This window comes from uncultured Sphingomonas sp., assembly GCF_964237155.1.
Taxonomy (GTDB): Bacteria; Pseudomonadota; Alphaproteobacteria; order Sphingomonadales; family Sphingomonadaceae; genus Sphingomonas.
The window spans coordinates 16,819-33,845 of record NZ_CAXSHH010000006.1 but is presented as its reverse complement, the minus strand read 5'-3'; the positions used below and the strand labels follow the sequence as shown (position 1 = coordinate 33,845).

Genomic DNA, 17,027 nt, shown 5'->3' with positions numbered 1-17,027 from the left:
GCAGTGTCGGTGTGTTAAAAGCTGCGCCTAAGCCCGGCGATGCTCTTCCTGAAGTCGAGGCCGCGTTCGCGGGCCAACTTCGTCAACTTCTTCAGGTCCGCACCTTCCGCCGTCTCCGGCGAACAAGCGTCGTTGGCGTGAACTTTAGTGAACTTCCGCCCGAACCGGCGCGGGAGCATCGCTCCCGCGCCGACCTTGGTCACCCGATCACACGCCCGACCGGTCGTAGAACCGCGCCACGTCCTGCCGGTAGCCCTTGTCGAACTCCGGCGTCTCGCTCGCCTTGAACTTGGGTGCCTTGGCCAGCTGCTCCTTGGTGACGTCGAGCACGTAGCCGTCCTTGGCCACGTCGTAATTCAGGTACGACCAGGGCAGCGGGAACAGCGAGTCGCCAAAGCCCAGCGTGCCGCCGAACGACATCACCGCATAGGCGACGCGGCCCGAATATTTGTCGACCATGAAGTTCTCGATCTTGCCCAGATGCTCGCCGTTCCGGCCGACCACGGGCGTCCCCTCGACTTTGGAAGACGAGATGAGTTGCATGCCCTCGTCGGTCTGCAGCCTGAGTTCGAACCCGTCGCGCTTGGGGGTCCCGTCGCGCTTGGGGGTATTGTTCCGCGCCAGCAACGCGGCCCCGGCGACCGCGCCGAGCGTGGCCGCGCCTAGCCCGACCGTCTTCCAATCGACACCCGCCCCATCCCGATTGGTATCCCGCTTGACGTCGCGCTTGGTGTCCGAAACGGGGGGCTGATAGGAGGTCGGATGCGTCGTGCCGCGCGCCGATCCGTCCTTTTCCTCTTCGAACATGAGCGCGTTGGCGGCGTTGGCCGACAGGCGGACCGTCTGGCCGTCGACCTTTGCGATCAGGCCGGTCGACAGGAAATGGTGCTGGCTTCCCTGCCCGGCCGCCGGGCCGTCGCGCTTGGTCAGCTTGATGCGATCGCCCTCGACCTTGTCGACCGTGCCGACATGGATGCCATCCGCGCCGATCACGTCCATATGTTCCTTGATGCCGCTGATGTTAACCATGTGAATTTCCTTAGGTGATGATGTGACGGCGCAACGGCTCAGCCGCCGGATGGATGCACGGGATGCGCACGACCGTGAGCGATTCGACCCACGAAGCGCCCGCCTTACCCCAGTTCCACCCGCGTCGCGTCCGCGCCCATCGCCTCGAAAAAGGCGGGCTCGGTCCCCGTCATCCACACCTGCCCGCGCCCGGCCAGCCGCTCGAACAGCGCCGCGCGCCGCGACGGGTCGAGGTGGGCGGCCACCTCGTCGAGCAGCAGCACCGGCGCGCGGCCAGTCCGCTCAGCGACGATCTCGCCATGCGCGAGCACCAGCCCGATCAACAGCGCCTTCTGCTCGCCGGTCGAGGCAAGCGCGGCGGCGCGGTCCTTGTCCAGATGCGTGACGACGAGGTCGGCGCGGTGCGGTCCGCTAAGCGCCCGCCCCGCCGCCGCGTCACGCCGACGCCCTTCTCGGAGCAGCCGCAGCAGCTCGCCCGCATCGCCGCTCCACCCCTCCAGCGCCAGCCCCGCCCGCGCGAACGGCCCCGCCGCCCGGGCCCTCAGCCGCTCGCCGAGCAGCTTCACCGTCTCCCGCCGCGCGCCGTCCACCGCCGCGCCGTGCTCCGCCATCTGCGCCTCCAGCGCCGACAGCCATTCGGGGTCGGGCCGCGCGCCCTCCAGCCCCTCGGCCAGCAACCTGCCCCGCGCGCGCATCGCCGCCTCGTACCGCGCCGCGTGGGTGGCGTGGGCGGGCGACAACGCCAGCGTCAGCCGGTCGAGGAACCGCCGCCGCTCCCCCGCCGGCTCGACGAACAGCCGGTCGGTCGCGGGCGTCAGCCACAGCACCGTCAGCCATTCGGGCAATGACGCGGCGGTCGCGGGCGCGGCCTGGACCCGCGTGACCCGCCGCTCGGGCGCGGCGGCGAGCGCACCCGTCGCGATCTCGACCCGCTCCGCGCCGTCGGACGTCAACGTCGCCGCGACCCCGAACCCGCCCGGCCCGCCCTGCCGCGCCATGTCCGACAGGTCGGCGCGGCGCAGCCCCTTCCCCGGCGCGAGCAGCGACACCGCCTCGAGCACGTTGGTCTTGCCCGATCCGTTCTCGCCCGTCAGCACCACGAAGCCTGGTCCGGCCTCCAGCGTCAGGCCTGCATGGTTGCGGAAGTCGGTGAGGACGAGGCGCGACAGCATCGCGCCCGGCCCTAGCGCCGCCGGGCGTGTCAGGCGAGCGCGGCTTCCTTCCGCTTGCTGGCGTAGGAGGAAAGCGCCGCGCCCAACTCGCGCTGCGCATCCCGGTACGCGACCGGCTCCCCGATCCGCAGCCGCTTGCGTGCGGCATCCAGCGGCTCGTGCATCAGCGCCGCGTAATCCTCGCCGAGCAGCCACTCGGCGCGCTTGCCCCGCCGATAGCCCTCCCAAACCGCGCGGACGAACAGCCTTCCGTTCGTCGCGCGGACGCTCTTCAATGCCGCTCCGACCCCGATCAGCGCCCAGCCCATGCCCTTGGTCTGGGCATAGGAGAACGCGACCAACGCCGCCTCGCCCATCGTTTCGTCCGCCTTGTAGCCGGTCAGCACATGCCAGATGTCGTGCACGTCGCGCGTCCGCCGCCCGAACCAGGCGTAGGGATGCGGGATCGGCTTCTCCAGCCCGTCCAGGTTCGACACCGCCGCCAGCCCCTGCGCCGAATAGCCCGTCTCCGCCAGCCAGTCGCGATACGCCGCGCCGACCGTGCCGGGCCCGAAGCTCGCGATGAACGCCGGATCGGAGAACAGGTCCGCCGCCAGCTCGATCCGGTCGTAAGCTTGGCGTGCTCCGTCCGGGTTCCTGAGTAATCGCTCGTAATTCTTCGGCGTCGCCGCGCCGTTCAGCGCGCGCATGATGATGAACACCTGCGTGGTGTCGTCGCCATTCGCCAGCAGCTTGCGCAGCGCCGCTATCGCAGTGCGCCAATCGCGCTTGTACGTGCCGACGGCCTGGGTCTGGTACATGCGGCAAGTTCCTTACTGACAATGTTGTCGGTAAGGAATTACTGGCCGTCGGTCAAGCCCGGTTCGGGTTTACACTCGCATCGGCATCAGCACGTACAACGCCGCGCTCTTGTCGTTCTCGCGGATCAGCGTGGGGGCGGCGGCGTCGTTCAGGTGGACTTCCACGGTGTCACCGTCGATCTGGCCTAAGATGTCGAGCAGGTAACGGCTGTTAAAGCCGATCTCGAACGATGAGGACGTGTAGTCGCCCGGCACCTCCTCGGCGGCGGTGCCATTCTCGGGGGAGGTGACCGATAATGTCACCTTATCGCGGTCGAGCGCCATCTTAACCGCGCGGGTCTTCTCGGTAGCGATAGTCGCGACGCGGTCGACGCTCTCCTTCAGGCTTTGCGGGTCGAGGCGGAGGATCTTGTCGTTGCCCGTCGGGATAACGCGGCTGTAATCGGGAAAGGTGCCGTCGATTAGCTTGGAGGTCAGCACCGCCTGACCCAGGTCGAAGCGGATCTTGGTGGGCGACAGCGATACGCCGACCGACCCATCGACCTCATCGAGCAGCTTCCTAAGCTCGGCGACGCATTTGCGCGGAACGATCACGTCGGGCATCCCGTCCGACCCCTCGGGGCGCGGCATCGTCACGCGCGCCAGCCGATGACCGTCGGTAGCCGCCGCCTTGAGGACGGGCTGACCCGCATCCTCGGAGATATGGAAAAAGATGCCGTTCAGGTAATACCGCGTCTCCTCGGTCGAGATCGCGAAGCGCGTCTTATCGATCACCTGCTTCAGCGTCTCGGCGGGAAGCTCGAATTTGGTCGGCAGCTCGCCCTCGGCGATCACGGGGAAGTCGTCGCGCGGGAGCGTGCCGAGCGAGAAGCGCGCGCGGCCCGCCATGATCGTCATGCGGCCGTCGGCGGCGGCGAGCTGGACCTGCGACCCCTCGGGCAGCTTGCGGGCGATGTCGAACAACGTGTGCGCCGACACGGTGATAGCGCCGGGTTGGTCCACGTCGGCGGCCACGCTCTCGTTGATCTGGAGGTCGAGGTCGGTCGCCATCATCCGGAGCGCGCCGTCGCGGGCGTCGAGCAGCACGTTCGACAGGATGGGGATGGTGTTGCGGCGTTCCACCACCGACTGGACGTGGCTCAGGCCCTTCAACAGGGTCGCGCGTTCGATGGTCGCCTTCATTGGAACTCCCCGGCCCTCACACTGCGAGGAGGGCGATGTCGTCGTTCGTCCTACCCAAGGAAAAGGGGTCTGAGCAAGCGCCCCGATCCCTCCCCCGAATCCGGTTGACGACCGGTCAACGCGTTAGAAGCGGAAGCAGTCGGCGTCGGTGCGGTCCTCGAACGTGAGGCCCGGCGCGTCATAGCGGGTCTCGAAGCGCGCGTTGGTGTAACCGCCCTTCAGGTAGCCCATCGCCACCGGCGAGATGAGGAAGCCGACGCGGCCGCCGAGATACAGGTCGCGGCCCGCGCGCAGGCGTATGCGGTCGCCCGCCACGTCCAGGTCGCGTTCGGTCGCCTCGGCGGTCAAGCCGTCGACCCCCGTCCTCGCCGCCGAGCTTGTCGTAACCGGCCGGCGGATTGGAGCGAAGATGGTCGGCGCGGGCTTAACGCGGTTGCCTCCGGCGGCGCGGGGCCCGACAAGCGGGCGATGGGCTTGGGAACGAGGAAGGGCCGGGACTTCGTCGCGCGCCACGGCGAGACGGTGTTCAACGCCGCGCGCCGGTTGCAGGGCGATCACGCGCACACGCCGCTGACGCGCGCCGGCTTCGCGCAGGCGGACGAGATGGGGCGGGCGCTGCGGGCATCGCTCGGTCCCAAGCCGGCGCTGACGCTGTGGGCATCGCCGACGGGTCGCGCGCTCCAGACGTTGGCGGTGATCGCCGAGCATCTGGAGCTCGACTGGCACGGCGCACGGACCGACGCGCGGCTGGTCGAGATCGGCATGGGATCATGGGGCGGGCGCTACTATGCCGACGTCGTCGCGGAGGTCGGGCCGGTGATCGATCCCGCCACCCACGCGCTCAGGGTCGCACCCGACGGCGAAGGATACGCCGACATCGCCGGGCGCGTCGGCGGCTGGCTCGCCGATACCGATGCGGACGCGAGCGACCGTCTGATCATCATGCACGGCATCTCTAGCCGGGTGATGCGCGGCGTGATGACCGGCCTGCCCGTCGACCCGGCGCTCGGCAGCCCACTCGCCTCCGGGCTGCCACAGGGGAGCGTCGCGATGATCGAGGGCGGGCGCGAAACGGTGGTCCATCTCGGCGGCGGGCACGCGCCCGTATGAGGCGCCCTCTCGGCGCGCTGCTGCTGGTCGCCGCACCCGTCGAGGCGCGCGAGTTGATCGGCGTCCATGGCGGATGGGGGGCGTTCCGCGACCCGGGCCATTGCTACGCGATCGCCGAGCCCGCGATCGCGGGCGGCCGCCGCTCGTGGCGACCCTTCGCGGGCGTCGGCACGCGGCCCGCGCTCGGGCGGCGGAACAGCCTCCACATCCGGCTGTCGCGCCCACGCGACCGGTCGGCGGGCGTGACGCTCTCGATCGGCGAGCGGCGCTTCCCCCTGGTTGCGAACGGCACCGACGCCTGGGCACCCGATGCCGCCGCCGAGCGCGCGGCGGTGGCGGCGATGCGGTCGGGGCGCAGCATGAGCGTCGATGCCGTGGGTGTTGGCGGACGACCCTTCGCCGACCTGTACCGGCTCGACGGCGCGGCCACCGCGATCGACGCGGCCGCGCTCGCCTGCTTGAGCGGCTAGCCTACCCCCTCGCGCCTGGCACCCGCGATCATCTTGCGGGCGATCGCGCGGACGGCCTCGTCATCCTTGGTCTCGTCCTTCGCCGGGTCGCCGAGATGGTCCAGGCTCGCTTCGACGAAATCGAGCAGCCCGGGGTGGCGCGCCTCGACATATTCGATCGTCTTGAACAGCACATGCTCGGCCGCGATCTCACGGCGGCGGGCCTGGATGGCGGTTTCGGCTTGGTCGGTCATCGGCTGAAAGCTCCTGCGGATCAAACCGACTGAACGCCGGACGCGCCGATCGGTCCCAACCCGGCCCGAGTGGAATATCGAGGCGTTTTCGACTATATCCCCGCCCATGCAGACAGTTCCGGCCGCCCTCATGCCCATTCCCGGGCACATCGACCCCGTGCCCGTCCCGCGCGCGACCGCGCCGCGGCCCGACGGGCGCGTCGACCTGGTCGGGCTGGGCAGGGACCAGCTGCGCGAGGCGCTGCTCGCGGGCGGCATGGAGCCCCGCCAAGCCAAGCTGCGCGCCAAGCAGATCTGGCACTGGATCTACAATCGCGGCGCGATCGAGTTCCACCAGATGACCGACATCGCCAAGGCGCAGACGCCCTGGCTCGCCGAACGCTTCGTGGTTGGGCGGCCCGAGGTGATCGAGGCGCAGGTATCCATCGATGGCACCCGCAAATGGCTGCTCCGCTCGCCGGACGCGCAGGATTACGAGATGGTGTTCATCCCCGACGCCGACCGGGGGACGCTGTGCGTGTCGAGCCAGGTCGGCTGCACGCTCAACTGCCGCTTCTGCCACACGGGGACGATGCGGCTGGTGCGCAACCTGACCGCGGGCGAGATCGTCGGGCAAGTGATGCTCGCGCGCGACGGCTTGGGCGAATGGCCGAGCCAACCCGAGGGGCGAATGCTCACCAACATCGTCATGATGGGTATGGGCGAGCCGCTCTATAATTTCGACGCGGTGCGCGACGCGCTCCGGGTGGTGATGGACGGCGACGGACTCGCCTTGTCCAAGCGCCGGATCACGCTGTCGACATCGGGCGTCGTGCCGATGATGGCGCGCGCGGGGGCGGAGATTGGGGTCAACCTGGCCGTCTCGCTCCATGCGGTGACCAAGGAGGTGCGCGACGAGATCGTGCCGCTGAACCGGAAATACGGGATCGAGGAGCTGCTGCAGGCGTGCGCCGATTATCCCGGCGCGAACAACGCCCGGCGGATCACGTTCGAATACGTCATGCTCCGGGACAAGAACGATAGCGACGAGGACGCGCGCGAGCTGGTGCGGCTGCTCCGCCATTACCGCCTGCCCGCCAAGGTCAACCTGATCCCGTTCAACCCGTGGCCCGGCGCGCCGTATGAATGCTCCACGCCCGAGCGCGTCGCGCGCTTCTCCGACATCGTGTTCGAGGGCGGTATCTCCGCGCCAGTCCGGCGGCCGCGCGGCCGCGACATCGACGCGGCGTGCGGGCAGCTGAAGACCGCGGCGGAGCGCAAGTCGCGCGCCGAGCTCGACCGGCAGGCCGACGAGAAGATGGCGGCGCTGGCCTAGCCCGCCGCGCCGGGGTAGCGGCCGGGGATGCAGACCGACATCGAGATCTCCCGCGCCGCGACGCTCCGACCCATCGGCGAGGTCGCCGCCCGGCTGGGCATCCCGGACGGGGCGGTCGAGTCTTACGGGCGCTACAAGGCCAAGATCGACCCGGGCGCGATCGGCGTCCCGCGCGGGCGTGGGAAGTTGATCCTCGTCACCGCGATCAACCCGACGCCCGCGGGCGAGGGTAAGACGACCACCTCGATCGGGCTGGCGGACGCGTTGACGTTGACCGGTCGCCGCGCGGTGCTGGCGCTGCGCGAGCCGTCGCTGGGCCCGTGTTTCGGGACCAAGGGCGGCGCGACCGGCGGGGGCCGCGCGCAGGTCGCGCCGATGGAGGAGATCAACCTTCATTTCACCGGCGACTTCCATGCGGTGACGGCGGCGCACAACCTGCTCGCGGCGATGATCGACAACCATGTCCATTGGGGTAATACGCTCGATATCGACGTGCGGCGGGTGACGTGGCGGCGCGTGCTCGACGTCAACGACCGGGCGCTCCGCCGGATCGTCCAGTCGCTCGGCGGGGCGGCCGAGGGCTTCCCGCGCGAGTCCGGGTTCGACATCACCGTCGCGTCGGAGGTGATGGCGATCCTGTGCCTCGCCCGCGACCTGGACGATCTGCAGGACCGGCTCGGCCGGATCGTCGTCGCATCCACGCGCGACCGGCGGCCAGTCACCGCACGCGATCTGAAGGCGGACGGGGCGATGGCGGTGCTGCTCAGGGGGGCGATCAAGCCCAACCTCGTCCAGACGCTGGAAGGCACCCCGGCGTTCGTGCATGGCGGGCCGTTCGCCAACATCGCGCATGGCTGCAATTCGGTGATCGCGACGCGAGCCGCGATGGCGCTGGGTGACTATGTCGTGACCGAGGCGGGATTCGGCGCGGATCTAGGGGCGGAGAAGTTCTTCGACATCAAGTGCCGGCAGGCGGGGCTGTCGCCCGACGCCGCCGTGATCGTCGCGACGGTGCGCGCGCTCAAGATGAACGGCGGGGTCGCCAAGGGTGATCTTGGCCACGAGGATGTCGGCGCGGTGCAGCGGGGGGCGGCCAACCTGCGGCGTCATCTGGAGAACGTACGCTCGTTCGGAGTGCCGGCGGTGGTGGCGATCAACGGGTTCGACGCGGATACGACCGCCGAGCTGGACTCGGTCCGCGAACTCGCCCGGGCGGCCGGATCGGAGGCGATCGTCTGTCGGCATTGGGCGGAAGGCGGCGCGGGCGCGGTCGAGTTGGCCGAAGCGGTCGCGGCGCTGGCCGATGGCGGCGCGGCGCGGTTCGCGCCGCTATATCCCGACGAGATGCCGCTGTTCGACAAGATCGAGCGCGTGGCCAAGCGCATCTACCGCGCGCGGGACGTGGACGCGTCGCCCGTGATCCGCAGGCAACTGGCGACGTGGGAGGCGGCGGGGCATGGCGGGTTGCCGGTGTGCATGGCCAAAACGCAATATAGCTTCTCGGCCGACCCGGGGCTGGTCGGCGCGCCGACGGGGTTCACCCTGCCCGTGCGCGAGGTCAGGCTGGCGGCGGGCGCTGGTTTCGTGGTCGCGATCTGCGGCGACCTGATGACGATGCCCGGCTTGCCCCGCGTACCCGCGGCGGAAGGCATGCGGCTGAACGCGGCGGGCGAGATCGAGGGACTGTCGTGAGGTGGGCGGAAGTTCACTAAAGGTCACGCCAAGAACGGTCCCGGCCCGAGCGGGCGAAGGTAACGAAGGTAACGCGTATCGAGCGTTTTCGTCGGTGAGGTGAGTGCGTGGCGCGACGAACCGTGTGCTGGTTCGGGTCGTGGGCGAACACCATCGCCTCCGCCGGGGAGACGAGTGGCGAGCGCGTGACCCGCTCGCTGCTTGCGGGGGCATCGGGGCGAGTCGAGGCGGCACCGTCGAGCTTGGACCGGAAATCGATTGTGTAGGACAGCGTTTTCTCACGTCCGCTCTCGATCCACGTCCGAACCCGGACACCATCCCGCCGGACCGATCAGTATCGTTCTGTGAGAAGCCGCCCGGCCGCGCCCGCACAGTCCGATATGCGTTTTCCGCCCTACACGTCATGCCGGGCTCGACCCGGCACCTCGCTTCTTCTTTCGAGCGATGGTCAGCGGGACCCCGGGTCTAGCCCGGGGTGACGAGGTAGGTGGGACGGCTGGTCACCGCCTTCGGCGTCTGTATACGAGTCGACAATGGCTTTTGGACGCCCGAAGGGAAGTGGTGCCCGACCTCCCCTCCCTCGCCCTGTCCTTCGCCGCCGGGGTCGTCGGCGGGGCGATGAACGCGCTGGCGGGGGGCGGGACGTTCGCCACCCTGCCCGCGCTGATCGCGCTCGGGCTGCCCGCCAACACCGCCAACGCGACCTCGAACGTCGCGCTGTTGCCTGGCGCGGCGGCTAGCGCGTGGACGTTCCGGGGGGAGCTCGGGCCGCTGGGCGGGGTGCCGGTCGCCATGCTCGCGGGGATCACGTTCGCCGGCGCAATCGCGGGAAGCCTGCTGTTGGTGTGGACGCCGACCGCGACATTCGATCTGCTCATTCCCTGGCTGCTGCTGTTCGCGTTCCTCGTCATCGCGTTCGGCAAGCGCGCCGCCGCGTGGCTCCATGCGCGCGCGGCGATCGGGCCGCGGTCGCTGGTCGCGGCGCAGGCGATGCTGGGGGTCTATGGCGGCTATTTCGGTGGCGGCGTCGGGCTGATCACGACGGCGATTTACGGGCTGCTCGCGGGGATCGCACCGCGCGCGTTGTTCGCGCCGCGCACGCTGATGCTGGCGATCGCCAACGCGGCGGCGGCGTGCGTGTTCGTGGCGGTCGGGATGGTCGCTTGGGCGGCGTGCCTGCCGATGCTGGTCGGGGCGGTGATCGGCGGGTGGGCGGGAGCGCATCTAGGGCTCAGGCTGCCTGCGGGCGCGGTCAGGGCGTGGACGTTGCTCGTGACCGCGGTGACGACGGGCGTGTTCTTCTGGCGCGCCTACGGCTAGGCTTCGCAAAAGGGGGATATCCACCGATGGCGTTGATCGATCGATTCCTGGCGCGCGCGGTCAAGCGCGGGCGGTTGACCGTCGTCCATCCGGGCGGCGAACGCGTCGTGTTCGGGCGATCCGACCCCGACCTGAAGGACGTGACGATCCGTTTCACCGACCGCGCGGCCGAGCGACGCATCCTGACCGATCCGGGGCTTGGCGCCGGGGAGATGTACATGGACGGCCGCCTCTTGATCGACGAGGGCGAGGTATGGGACCTCGTCCGCCTGATAAAGGGGGGCAATGCCTGGGAGCACGGGCGCAACCAGCTGAAGGGCGGCCGGACGACACGCGCAGTGGACGCGGTCAGATACCGGCTCGACCGGTACAACTCGGCGCGGCGATCGCGGCGCAACGTCGCGCATCATTACGACCTGTCGGCCGATTTCTACCGGCTCTTCCTCGATGCCGACCTGAATTACAGCTGCGCCTACTTCACCGATCCGGGCAACACGCTGGAGAGGGCGCAGGCCGACAAGCAGGCGCACATCGCCGCCAAGCTGCTCATCGCGCCGGGGATGCGCGTCCTCGATATCGGGTGCGGATGGGGCGGGTTGGCGTTGTATCTGCACGCCAAGACGGGCGCGGAAGTGCTCGGCGTCACGCTATCGACCGAGCAGCTCGCGGTCGCGCGCGCGCGGGCCGAGGCGGCGGGGGTGGCGGACAAGGTCCGGTTCGAGCTGATCGACTACCGCGCCGTGGAGGGCCGGTTCGACCGGATCGTGTCGGTGGGAATGTTCGAGCATGTCGGCCCGCCGCAATACCGGGCGTTCTTCGCGAAATGCCGCGACCTGCTGACCGAGGACGGGGTGATGCTGCTCCACACGATCGGGCGGATGGGAAAGCCCGGGGTGACGGACGCCTGGACCGCCAAGCACATCTTTCCGGGCGGGTACAACCCGGCATTGTCCGAGATCGTGCGCGGGCATGAGGGCCTCAGGATGTTCCCGACGGACGTGGAGGTGCTCAGGCTGCATTACGCCTGGACGATCCGGCATTGGTACGAGCGCGCGGTCGCGGCGCGCGAGGCGATCGTCGCGATGTATGACGAGCCGTTCTACCGGATGTGGACCTTCTACCTGTCGGGCGCGGCGGCGGCGTTCGAGTTTGGGGGGATGTGCAATTACCAGCTGCAATTTTCGCGCGCGCGGCGCGAGGTGCCGGTGACGCGGGATTATATGGCGGAGGCGGAGGGGGCGTTGCGAGGCGGCGCCTCCCGACCCTCTCCCGCATAGGGCTACGCGAGAGAGGGTCGGGTCAGATCGCGCTCGGCGGGTTCGCATGGACGTGCGCGACGAGCGCCTCCAGCGCGGGCAGGTCCACCTCGGCCAGCCGCTTGACGTACACGCACCCCTTGCCGCGCTTGACCGGGCCGAGCCGGTTGATCAGCGCGTCGCCCATCGCCCCTTCGCACGGCAGGTACAGCGTCAGCGCGTCCTTGCGCGCGGCGAGGCCGACGCGGAACGCCTCTCCCTCGCGCCCGCTTTCGTGGCGATAGCGATAGCGGCCGAACCCGATCATCGATCCCTAGGCGGCGGGCGGTTCGCCCGTGACCCGCGCCATCAGCGCGACCGCCTGACGCGCTTCCGTCGCGCGGGCAGGCGGAACCTTGGCCAGCAGCGTTTCCACCTCGTCCATAGTCCTGTCCTCCCGCGCCAATATGACGCGGGAGGGGTCTCGGAGTCTAGCGGGCGGGGTTCTTCAGGAACGCCTCGGCGAACCCCCGCTCGCGCGGGCCGAGGCGGCCGTCGCGGTTCCGGTCGAACCGGTCCCAGAACTCGTCATTGACCGTCTGCGCCTCGTCGCGCCCGATCGAGTTGGACCGGTTCCCGTCCAGGCGGTTGAACCACATATTGGTCAGGATGCGGCTGCGCCCGGTCGACAGCCGGCCGTGATGACGGTTGACCGCGCGCGTCACCTCGCCGCGCGCGAGCACGCCGTCGCGGTTGACGTCGGCGCGGGCGAACTCGGTCCGGACCCAGGCGCGCGACGCGGCGCGGGTGGTCGGCGTCTGGGCCAGGGCGGCGGTGGCCGTCGCGAGCGCCAACGCGGCGAGAACGATATGGGCGGGCGAGGTCTTTAGGTGGGTCATGCCCGCGTGAACGGGCGACCCTCCCGCTTCGATCCCTTCCTAGCGGCCCTGCACGCCCGACTTGGCGGCCGCGCGCTCGCCGCCGCCGATGCGACCGTCCTTGTTCGCGTCGTAGCGTTGGAACACCGCCGCCAGCAGCCCCTGCGCCTCCGCCTCGGTCACCTTGCCGTTCTTGTTCAGGTCGGCGCGGCCGAACCACAGGTCGGTCAGCCGTTTCACGTTGATGGGATCGGGCTTCTTGGTGCCCGCGCGCATCCGGCCCAGGCGCGCGGCGATCTCCGGCTTGGTCCATGCGCCGTCCTTGTTCAGGTCGGTCGCGGCGAACTCCCGCGAGAAGCGGGCGGCGGCGGTGGCCTGCGTCTCCTGTGCCAGGGCGGGCGCGACGACGAAGAGTGGGGCTAGGAAGATCAGGGACGACGGTCGCGACACGGGCGGGTACTCCGAATGGGTCGGGCGTCGATGCCCGCCCGGCCTTGTACCCCCCATGAACGCCCGGTACGGGCGCGGGCTCCCCGATCCCGAAGGACCGCGTCGTGACCGATCCCGTGAACAAAGTGGTGCTCGCCTATTCGGGCGGGCTCGACACCAGCGTGATCCTGCGCTGGCTGCAGGATAATTACGGGTGCGAGGTCGTGACCTTCACCGCCGATTTGGGCCAGGGCGAGGAGCTGGGGCCCGCGCGCGACAAGGCGCTAATGATGGGAGTGAAGCCCGAACACGTCTTCATCGACGACCTGCGCGAGGAGTTCGTGCGCGATTACGTCTATCCGACGATCCGCGCCAACGCGCTGTATGAGGGGCTATATCTGCTTGGCACCTCGATCGCGCGGCCGCTGATCGCCAAGCGCCAGATCGAGATCGCGCGCGAGGTCGGCGCGGACGCGGTGGCGCACGGGGCGACCGGCAAGGGCAACGACCAGGTCCGCTTCGAGCTGGGGTACTACGCGCTCCAGCCCGACATCCGGGTGATCGCGCCTTGGCGGGAGTGGGACCTGACGAGCCGCACGAAGCTGATCGAGTACGCCGAGTCGCGCCAGATCCCGATCCCGCGCGACAAGCGCGGCGAGGCGCCCTTCTCGACCGACGCGAACCTGCTCCACACCTCGTCGGAGGGACTGGTGCTGGAGGATCCGTGGGAGGAGGTTCCCCCTTACGTCTATTCGCGCACGGTCGCGCCGGAGGACGCTCCCGACTTGGCCGAGGTAATCACCGTCGATTTCGAGCGCGGCGACGCGGTGGCGGTGAACGGCGAGGGGCTGTCCCCCGCGTCGCTGCTCGCCAAGCTCAACGACCTCGGCCGCGCGCACGGGATCGGGCGGCTCGACCTGGTCGAGAACCGCTTCGTGGGGATGAAGTCGCGGGGCATGTATGAAACGCCGGGCGGCACGATCCTGCACGTCGCGCACCGCGCGATCGAGCAGCTGACGCTCGACCGGGGCGCGGCGCACCTGAAGGACGAGCTGATGCCGCGCTATGCCGAGCTGGTCTATAACGGCTTCTGGTTCTCGCCCGAGCGCGAGATGCTGCAGGCGGCGATCGACCATTCGCAGGCCAAGGTCGACGGCGCCGTTCGCCTGAAGCTCTATAAGGGTGCCGCGCACGTTGTCGGCCGCCGCTCGCCGCATTCGCTCTATTCGGAAAAGGTGGTGACGTTCGAGGATGACGGCGGCGCGTACGACCAGCGGGACGCGGCGGGGTTCATCAAGCTCAACGCGCTCCGGTTGCGGTTGCTGGGACGCCGCGACCGCTGACGCGCGCCGGGGTCGGCGAGCATCCGGATAGGGCTGGCCGGACCGCTTGTCGCGTCCGGACCGCGCGCCTAGACCCTGCGGCGATGCCCGCCCAGCCCACGACCAAACTCCATTGGTGGCAGACCCGGCTGTTCGTCGCGCTGGCCGCGCTGGCCGCGACGATACCGCTCTGGTGGCCCGACATCCCGCCGCTCGTCGACCTGCCCGGACATATGGGCCGCTTCCGCGTGCAGCTGTCGCAGGGCCGGCACCCGCACCTGGCCGGCTGGTACGATTTCCACTGGCAGGTGATCGGCAACCTGGGCGTCGATCTGCTCATCGAGCCGATGGCGCGGCTGTTCGGGCTGGAGTTCGGCGTCAAGCTGATCGTCATTTTCATCCCGGCATTGACGGTGGCGGGGCTGCTGTGGATCGCGCGCGAGGTGCATGGGCGCGTCCCCGCGACCGCGCTGTTCGCGTTGCCGCTGGCGTACGGCTACCCGTTCCAGTTCGGGTTCGTGAACTTCGCGCTGTCGATGGCGATCGCGCTGAACCTGTTCGCGCTATGGCTCCGGCTCGCGCGGCTCGGGCGGTTGCGGTTGCGCGCGGCGCTGTTCGTCCCCGCCTCGTGCCTGCTGTGGCTATGCCACACGTTCGGCTGGGGGGTGCTGGGCGTGCTCGCATTCTCGGCCGAGCTGATCCGCCGGCACGACGCCGCCATCGGAGAGCGCGGGTTCGCACGGCGTTGGGCGCTGCCGGCGGTACGGGCGGGTCTCGGCTGCCTCCCGCTCGCGCTGCCGATAGCGTTGATGATCCTCTGGCGGTCGAGCGACCATGTCACGGGCACCACCGGCGACTGGTTCAACTGGGCCGCCAAATGGAGCTGGATGATCATGATCCTGCGCGATCGCTGGATGATGTTCGACGTGGCGTCGACGGTGATCATCTACCTGATCCTCCTGAAGGGCGTGCGCGACAAGCGGGTCGAATATTCACGCAACCTGCTGCTGTCCGCGCTGTTCCTGCTGCTGGTGTTCCTCCTGCTGCCGCGCGTGGTGTTCGGGTCGGCCTATGCGGACATGCGGTTGATCCCCTTCGCGGTCGCGATCGCGCTGATCGCGCTCCGGCCCCGACGCGGGTTGTCGGTCAGGGGATCGGCGACGCTGGCGGCGCTGGGCCTCGCCTTCTTCCTCGTCCGCCTCGGCGGCACGACGTGGAGCTACGTGCTGTATGACCGCAGCTACGACCGCGCGTTGGCCGCGTTGCCCCACATACCGGTGGGCGCGCGCTTGCTGACCTTCGTCGGGCGGAGCTGTCGCGACGAGTGGGCCTATTCGCGGCTCGAGCATATCCCGGCGATGGCGCTGGTGCGTCGCCTGGCCTATTCGAACGATCAATGGTCGATGCCCGGCGGCCAGTTGCTGACGACGCGGTACTACGCGTCGGGCCGCTATTCGCACGATCCCAGCCAGATGGTGACGTATGTCCAGTGCCGGCGCGAGCTGTGGCGACCGATCGCCCGCGCGCTGGCCGAGTTCCCGCGCGAGGCGTTCGATTACGTCTGGCTCCTCCAGCCGCCGCGCTACGACCCGGCGCTGCTGCGAGGCCTGACGCCGGTATGGCGTGACGGATCGCACCTGCTGCTGCGCGTCGATGATCGTCGGCCGCTCAGCCCGCCTTCCGAAACGGGGTGAACGCCTCCAGGTGCTCGCGCTCCGCGGCCACCCCCGCGCGCTCGCGGCGGAGGAAACCGGCGACCGCCTCGCGGAAGTTGGGATCGGGCAGGTAGTGGGCGGACCAGGTGGCGACCGGCGAGTAACCGCGCGCGAGCTTGTGCTCGCCCTGCGCGCCCGCCTCGACGAACCGCAGGCCGCGCGCGATCGCGGCGTCGATCGCCTGGTAATAGCAGAGCTCGAAATGGAGGAACGGCACCTCCTCGGTCGATCCCCAATAACGGCCATAGAGCGTGTCGGAGCCGATCAGGTTGAGCGCCCCCGCGATCGGCCGGCCGTTCCGTTCGGCGAGGATCAGGAGCGTGCGGTCGCCCATCCGCTCGCCGAGCAGCGAGAAGAAGGCGCGGGTCAGGTAGGGCTGGCCCCATTTGCGCCGGCCGGTATCCTGATAGAAGCGCCAGAACGCGTCCCAATGCGCCTCGGTCAGCTCGGCGCCGGTCAGGTGGCGGATCGTGAGCCCCTCGACCGCGCCCGCGCGCTCCTTGCGGATCGCCTTGCGCTTGCGCGACGCGAGCGCGGCGAGGAAGTCGTCGAAGGTCGCATAGCCGTCATTCGCCCAGTGGAACTGGACGCCTTCGCGGATCAACCAGCCCGCCGCCTCGAATAGCGGCACCTGGGCGGGGCTGACGAAGGTCGCGTGCGCGGACGAGAGGCCGTGCTGATCGACCACCGCCTCCACCCCCGCGATCAGCGCCGGCGCATCGGCGTCGTCGCGCAGCAGCAGGCGCGGCCCCGGGACCGGACTGAAGGGCGCCGCGAGCTGTATTTTGGGGTAATAACGCCCGCCCGCGCGCTCCCAGGCATCGGCCCAGCCGTGATCAAAGACGTATTCGCCCTGGCTGTGGCTCTTGGCGTAGGCGGGCGCGACCGCGCGCGTGGTCCCGCACGCGCCCTCGACGACGATCGGCACCGCCTGCCAGCCCGATCGGCCGCCGACGCTCCCCGACTCCTCGAGGATCGACAGGAAGGCATGGGACATAAAGGGATTGCCCGCCCCGGCGCAGGCGTCCCACTCCGCCGCGGGCAGCTGGCGGACGCCGTCGAGGATGCGGGCGGTGACGGCGGTCATTCGTCCATCGAGATAGGGGGCGGGCGACCCGCCTCCAA

19 protein-coding genes are annotated in these 17,027 nt (G+C 69.5%); 8 read left to right on the top strand and 11 right to left on the bottom strand.

Annotated elements, in window-relative coordinates:
* Positions 1-14: 14 nt before the first annotated feature.
* The 6 genes from ACFE71_RS02710 to ACFE71_RS02685 all read right to left on the bottom strand — a co-directional run bounded on the left by ACFE71_RS02710 (position 15) and on the right by ACFE71_RS02685 (position 4,531).
* Positions 15-203 carry a hypothetical protein gene (locus ACFE71_RS02710; protein WP_375427275.1) on the bottom strand — a complete coding sequence of 63 codons (189 nt, stop codon included), beginning with the start codon at positions 201-203 and terminating at the stop codon, positions 15-17.
* A gap of 4 nt (positions 204-207) precedes the next feature.
* Positions 208-1,029 (bottom strand): DUF2171 domain-containing protein, encoded by an 822-nt coding sequence (locus ACFE71_RS02705; protein WP_375427274.1) that lies wholly within the window; start codon positions 1,027-1,029, stop codon positions 208-210.
* A 104-nt stretch (positions 1,030-1,133) separates the two neighbouring features.
* Complete coding sequence (gene recF, locus ACFE71_RS02700; protein WP_375427273.1) at positions 1,134-2,201, bottom strand: DNA replication/repair protein RecF; 1,068 nt, start codon at positions 2,199-2,201, stop codon at positions 1,134-1,136.
* A 29-nt stretch (positions 2,202-2,230) separates the two neighbouring features.
* Positions 2,231-3,001, bottom strand: a complete 771-nt coding sequence (locus ACFE71_RS02695; protein WP_375427272.1) for a Coq4 family protein — start codon at positions 2,999-3,001, stop codon at positions 2,231-2,233.
* 69 nt (positions 3,002-3,070) lie between these two features.
* On the bottom strand, positions 3,071-4,183 hold the full coding sequence (gene dnaN / locus ACFE71_RS02690) for a DNA polymerase III subunit beta (RefSeq protein WP_375427271.1): 1,113 nt from the start codon (positions 4,181-4,183) through the stop codon (positions 3,071-3,073).
* A 123-nt stretch (positions 4,184-4,306) separates the two neighbouring features.
* Positions 4,307-4,531: a hypothetical protein gene (locus ACFE71_RS02685; protein ID WP_375427270.1), complete on the bottom strand. Its 225-nt coding sequence runs from the start codon at positions 4,529-4,531 to the stop codon at positions 4,307-4,309.
* Between the two features lie 120 nt (positions 4,532-4,651).
* On the opposite strand from ACFE71_RS02685, the gene ACFE71_RS02680 reads away from it, so the two are divergent.
* A complete protein-coding gene (locus ACFE71_RS02680) occupies positions 4,652-5,293 on the top strand; it encodes a histidine phosphatase family protein (protein ID WP_375427269.1) in 642 nt (213 codons plus the stop codon).
* Positions 5,290-5,763, top strand: coding sequence for a hypothetical protein (locus tag ACFE71_RS02675; RefSeq protein WP_375427268.1), 474 nt, complete (start codon positions 5,290-5,292; stop codon positions 5,761-5,763). Before ACFE71_RS02680 ends, ACFE71_RS02675 begins: the two co-directional genes overlap by 4 nt.
* Here ACFE71_RS02675 and ACFE71_RS02670 read toward each other — a convergent pair.
* Complete coding sequence (locus tag ACFE71_RS02670) at positions 5,760-5,996, bottom strand: hypothetical protein (protein WP_375427267.1); 237 nt, start codon at positions 5,994-5,996, stop codon at positions 5,760-5,762. The two genes, ACFE71_RS02675 and ACFE71_RS02670, sit on opposite strands and share 4 nt — an antisense overlap.
* Positions 5,997-6,102: 106 nt before the next feature.
* On the opposite strand from ACFE71_RS02670, the gene rlmN reads away from it, so the two are divergent.
* The 4 genes from rlmN to ACFE71_RS02650 all read left to right on the top strand — a co-directional run bounded on the left by rlmN (position 6,103) and on the right by ACFE71_RS02650 (position 11,600).
* Positions 6,103-7,311: a 23S rRNA (adenine(2503)-C(2))-methyltransferase RlmN gene (gene rlmN / locus ACFE71_RS02665; RefSeq protein WP_375427266.1), complete on the top strand. Its 1,209-nt coding sequence runs from the start codon at positions 6,103-6,105 to the stop codon at positions 7,309-7,311.
* A 27-nt stretch (positions 7,312-7,338) separates the two neighbouring features.
* Entirely contained in the window at positions 7,339-9,003 is a 1,665-nt protein-coding gene (locus ACFE71_RS02660; protein ID WP_375427265.1) for a formate--tetrahydrofolate ligase, read from the top strand.
* A gap of 561 nt (positions 9,004-9,564) precedes the next feature.
* Complete coding sequence (locus ACFE71_RS02655) at positions 9,565-10,323, top strand: sulfite exporter TauE/SafE family protein (RefSeq protein WP_375427264.1); 759 nt, start codon at positions 9,565-9,567, stop codon at positions 10,321-10,323.
* A 26-nt stretch (positions 10,324-10,349) separates the two neighbouring features.
* Positions 10,350-11,600 (top strand): class I SAM-dependent methyltransferase, encoded by a 1,251-nt coding sequence (locus tag ACFE71_RS02650; RefSeq protein WP_375427263.1) that lies wholly within the window; start codon positions 10,350-10,352, stop codon positions 11,598-11,600.
* Between the two features lie 22 nt (positions 11,601-11,622).
* Here ACFE71_RS02650 and ACFE71_RS02645 read toward each other — a convergent pair whose 3' ends face one another.
* The 3 genes from ACFE71_RS02645 to ACFE71_RS02635 all read right to left on the bottom strand — a co-directional run bounded on the left by ACFE71_RS02645 (position 11,623) and on the right by ACFE71_RS02635 (position 12,886).
* Complete coding sequence (locus tag ACFE71_RS02645) at positions 11,623-11,886, bottom strand: DUF1801 domain-containing protein (RefSeq protein WP_375427262.1); 264 nt, start codon at positions 11,884-11,886, stop codon at positions 11,623-11,625.
* A gap of 163 nt (positions 11,887-12,049) precedes the next feature.
* The gene (locus tag ACFE71_RS02640; RefSeq protein ID WP_375427261.1) at positions 12,050-12,457 is read right to left on the bottom strand and encodes a hypothetical protein; all 408 of its coding nucleotides are present in this window, start codon (positions 12,455-12,457) and stop codon (positions 12,050-12,052) included.
* 39 nt (positions 12,458-12,496) lie between these two features.
* A complete protein-coding gene (locus ACFE71_RS02635) occupies positions 12,497-12,886 on the bottom strand; it encodes an EF-hand domain-containing protein (protein ID WP_375427260.1) in 390 nt (129 codons plus the stop codon).
* A gap of 104 nt (positions 12,887-12,990) precedes the next feature.
* On the opposite strand from ACFE71_RS02635, the gene ACFE71_RS02630 reads away from it, so the two are divergent.
* Positions 12,991-14,208 (top strand): argininosuccinate synthase, encoded by a 1,218-nt coding sequence (locus tag ACFE71_RS02630; RefSeq protein WP_375427259.1) that lies wholly within the window; start codon positions 12,991-12,993, stop codon positions 14,206-14,208.
* Between the two features lie 83 nt (positions 14,209-14,291).
* On the top strand, positions 14,292-15,881 hold the full coding sequence (locus ACFE71_RS02625; protein ID WP_375427258.1) for a hypothetical protein: 1,590 nt from the start codon (positions 14,292-14,294) through the stop codon (positions 15,879-15,881).
* On the opposite strand, the gene ACFE71_RS02620 is transcribed toward ACFE71_RS02625, so the two are convergent.
* Positions 15,856-16,989, bottom strand: coding sequence for a GNAT family N-acetyltransferase (locus tag ACFE71_RS02620; RefSeq protein WP_375427257.1), 1,134 nt, complete (start codon positions 16,987-16,989; stop codon positions 15,856-15,858). The two genes, ACFE71_RS02625 and ACFE71_RS02620, sit on opposite strands and share 26 nt — an antisense overlap.
* Positions 16,990-17,027: the final 38 nt, after the last annotated feature.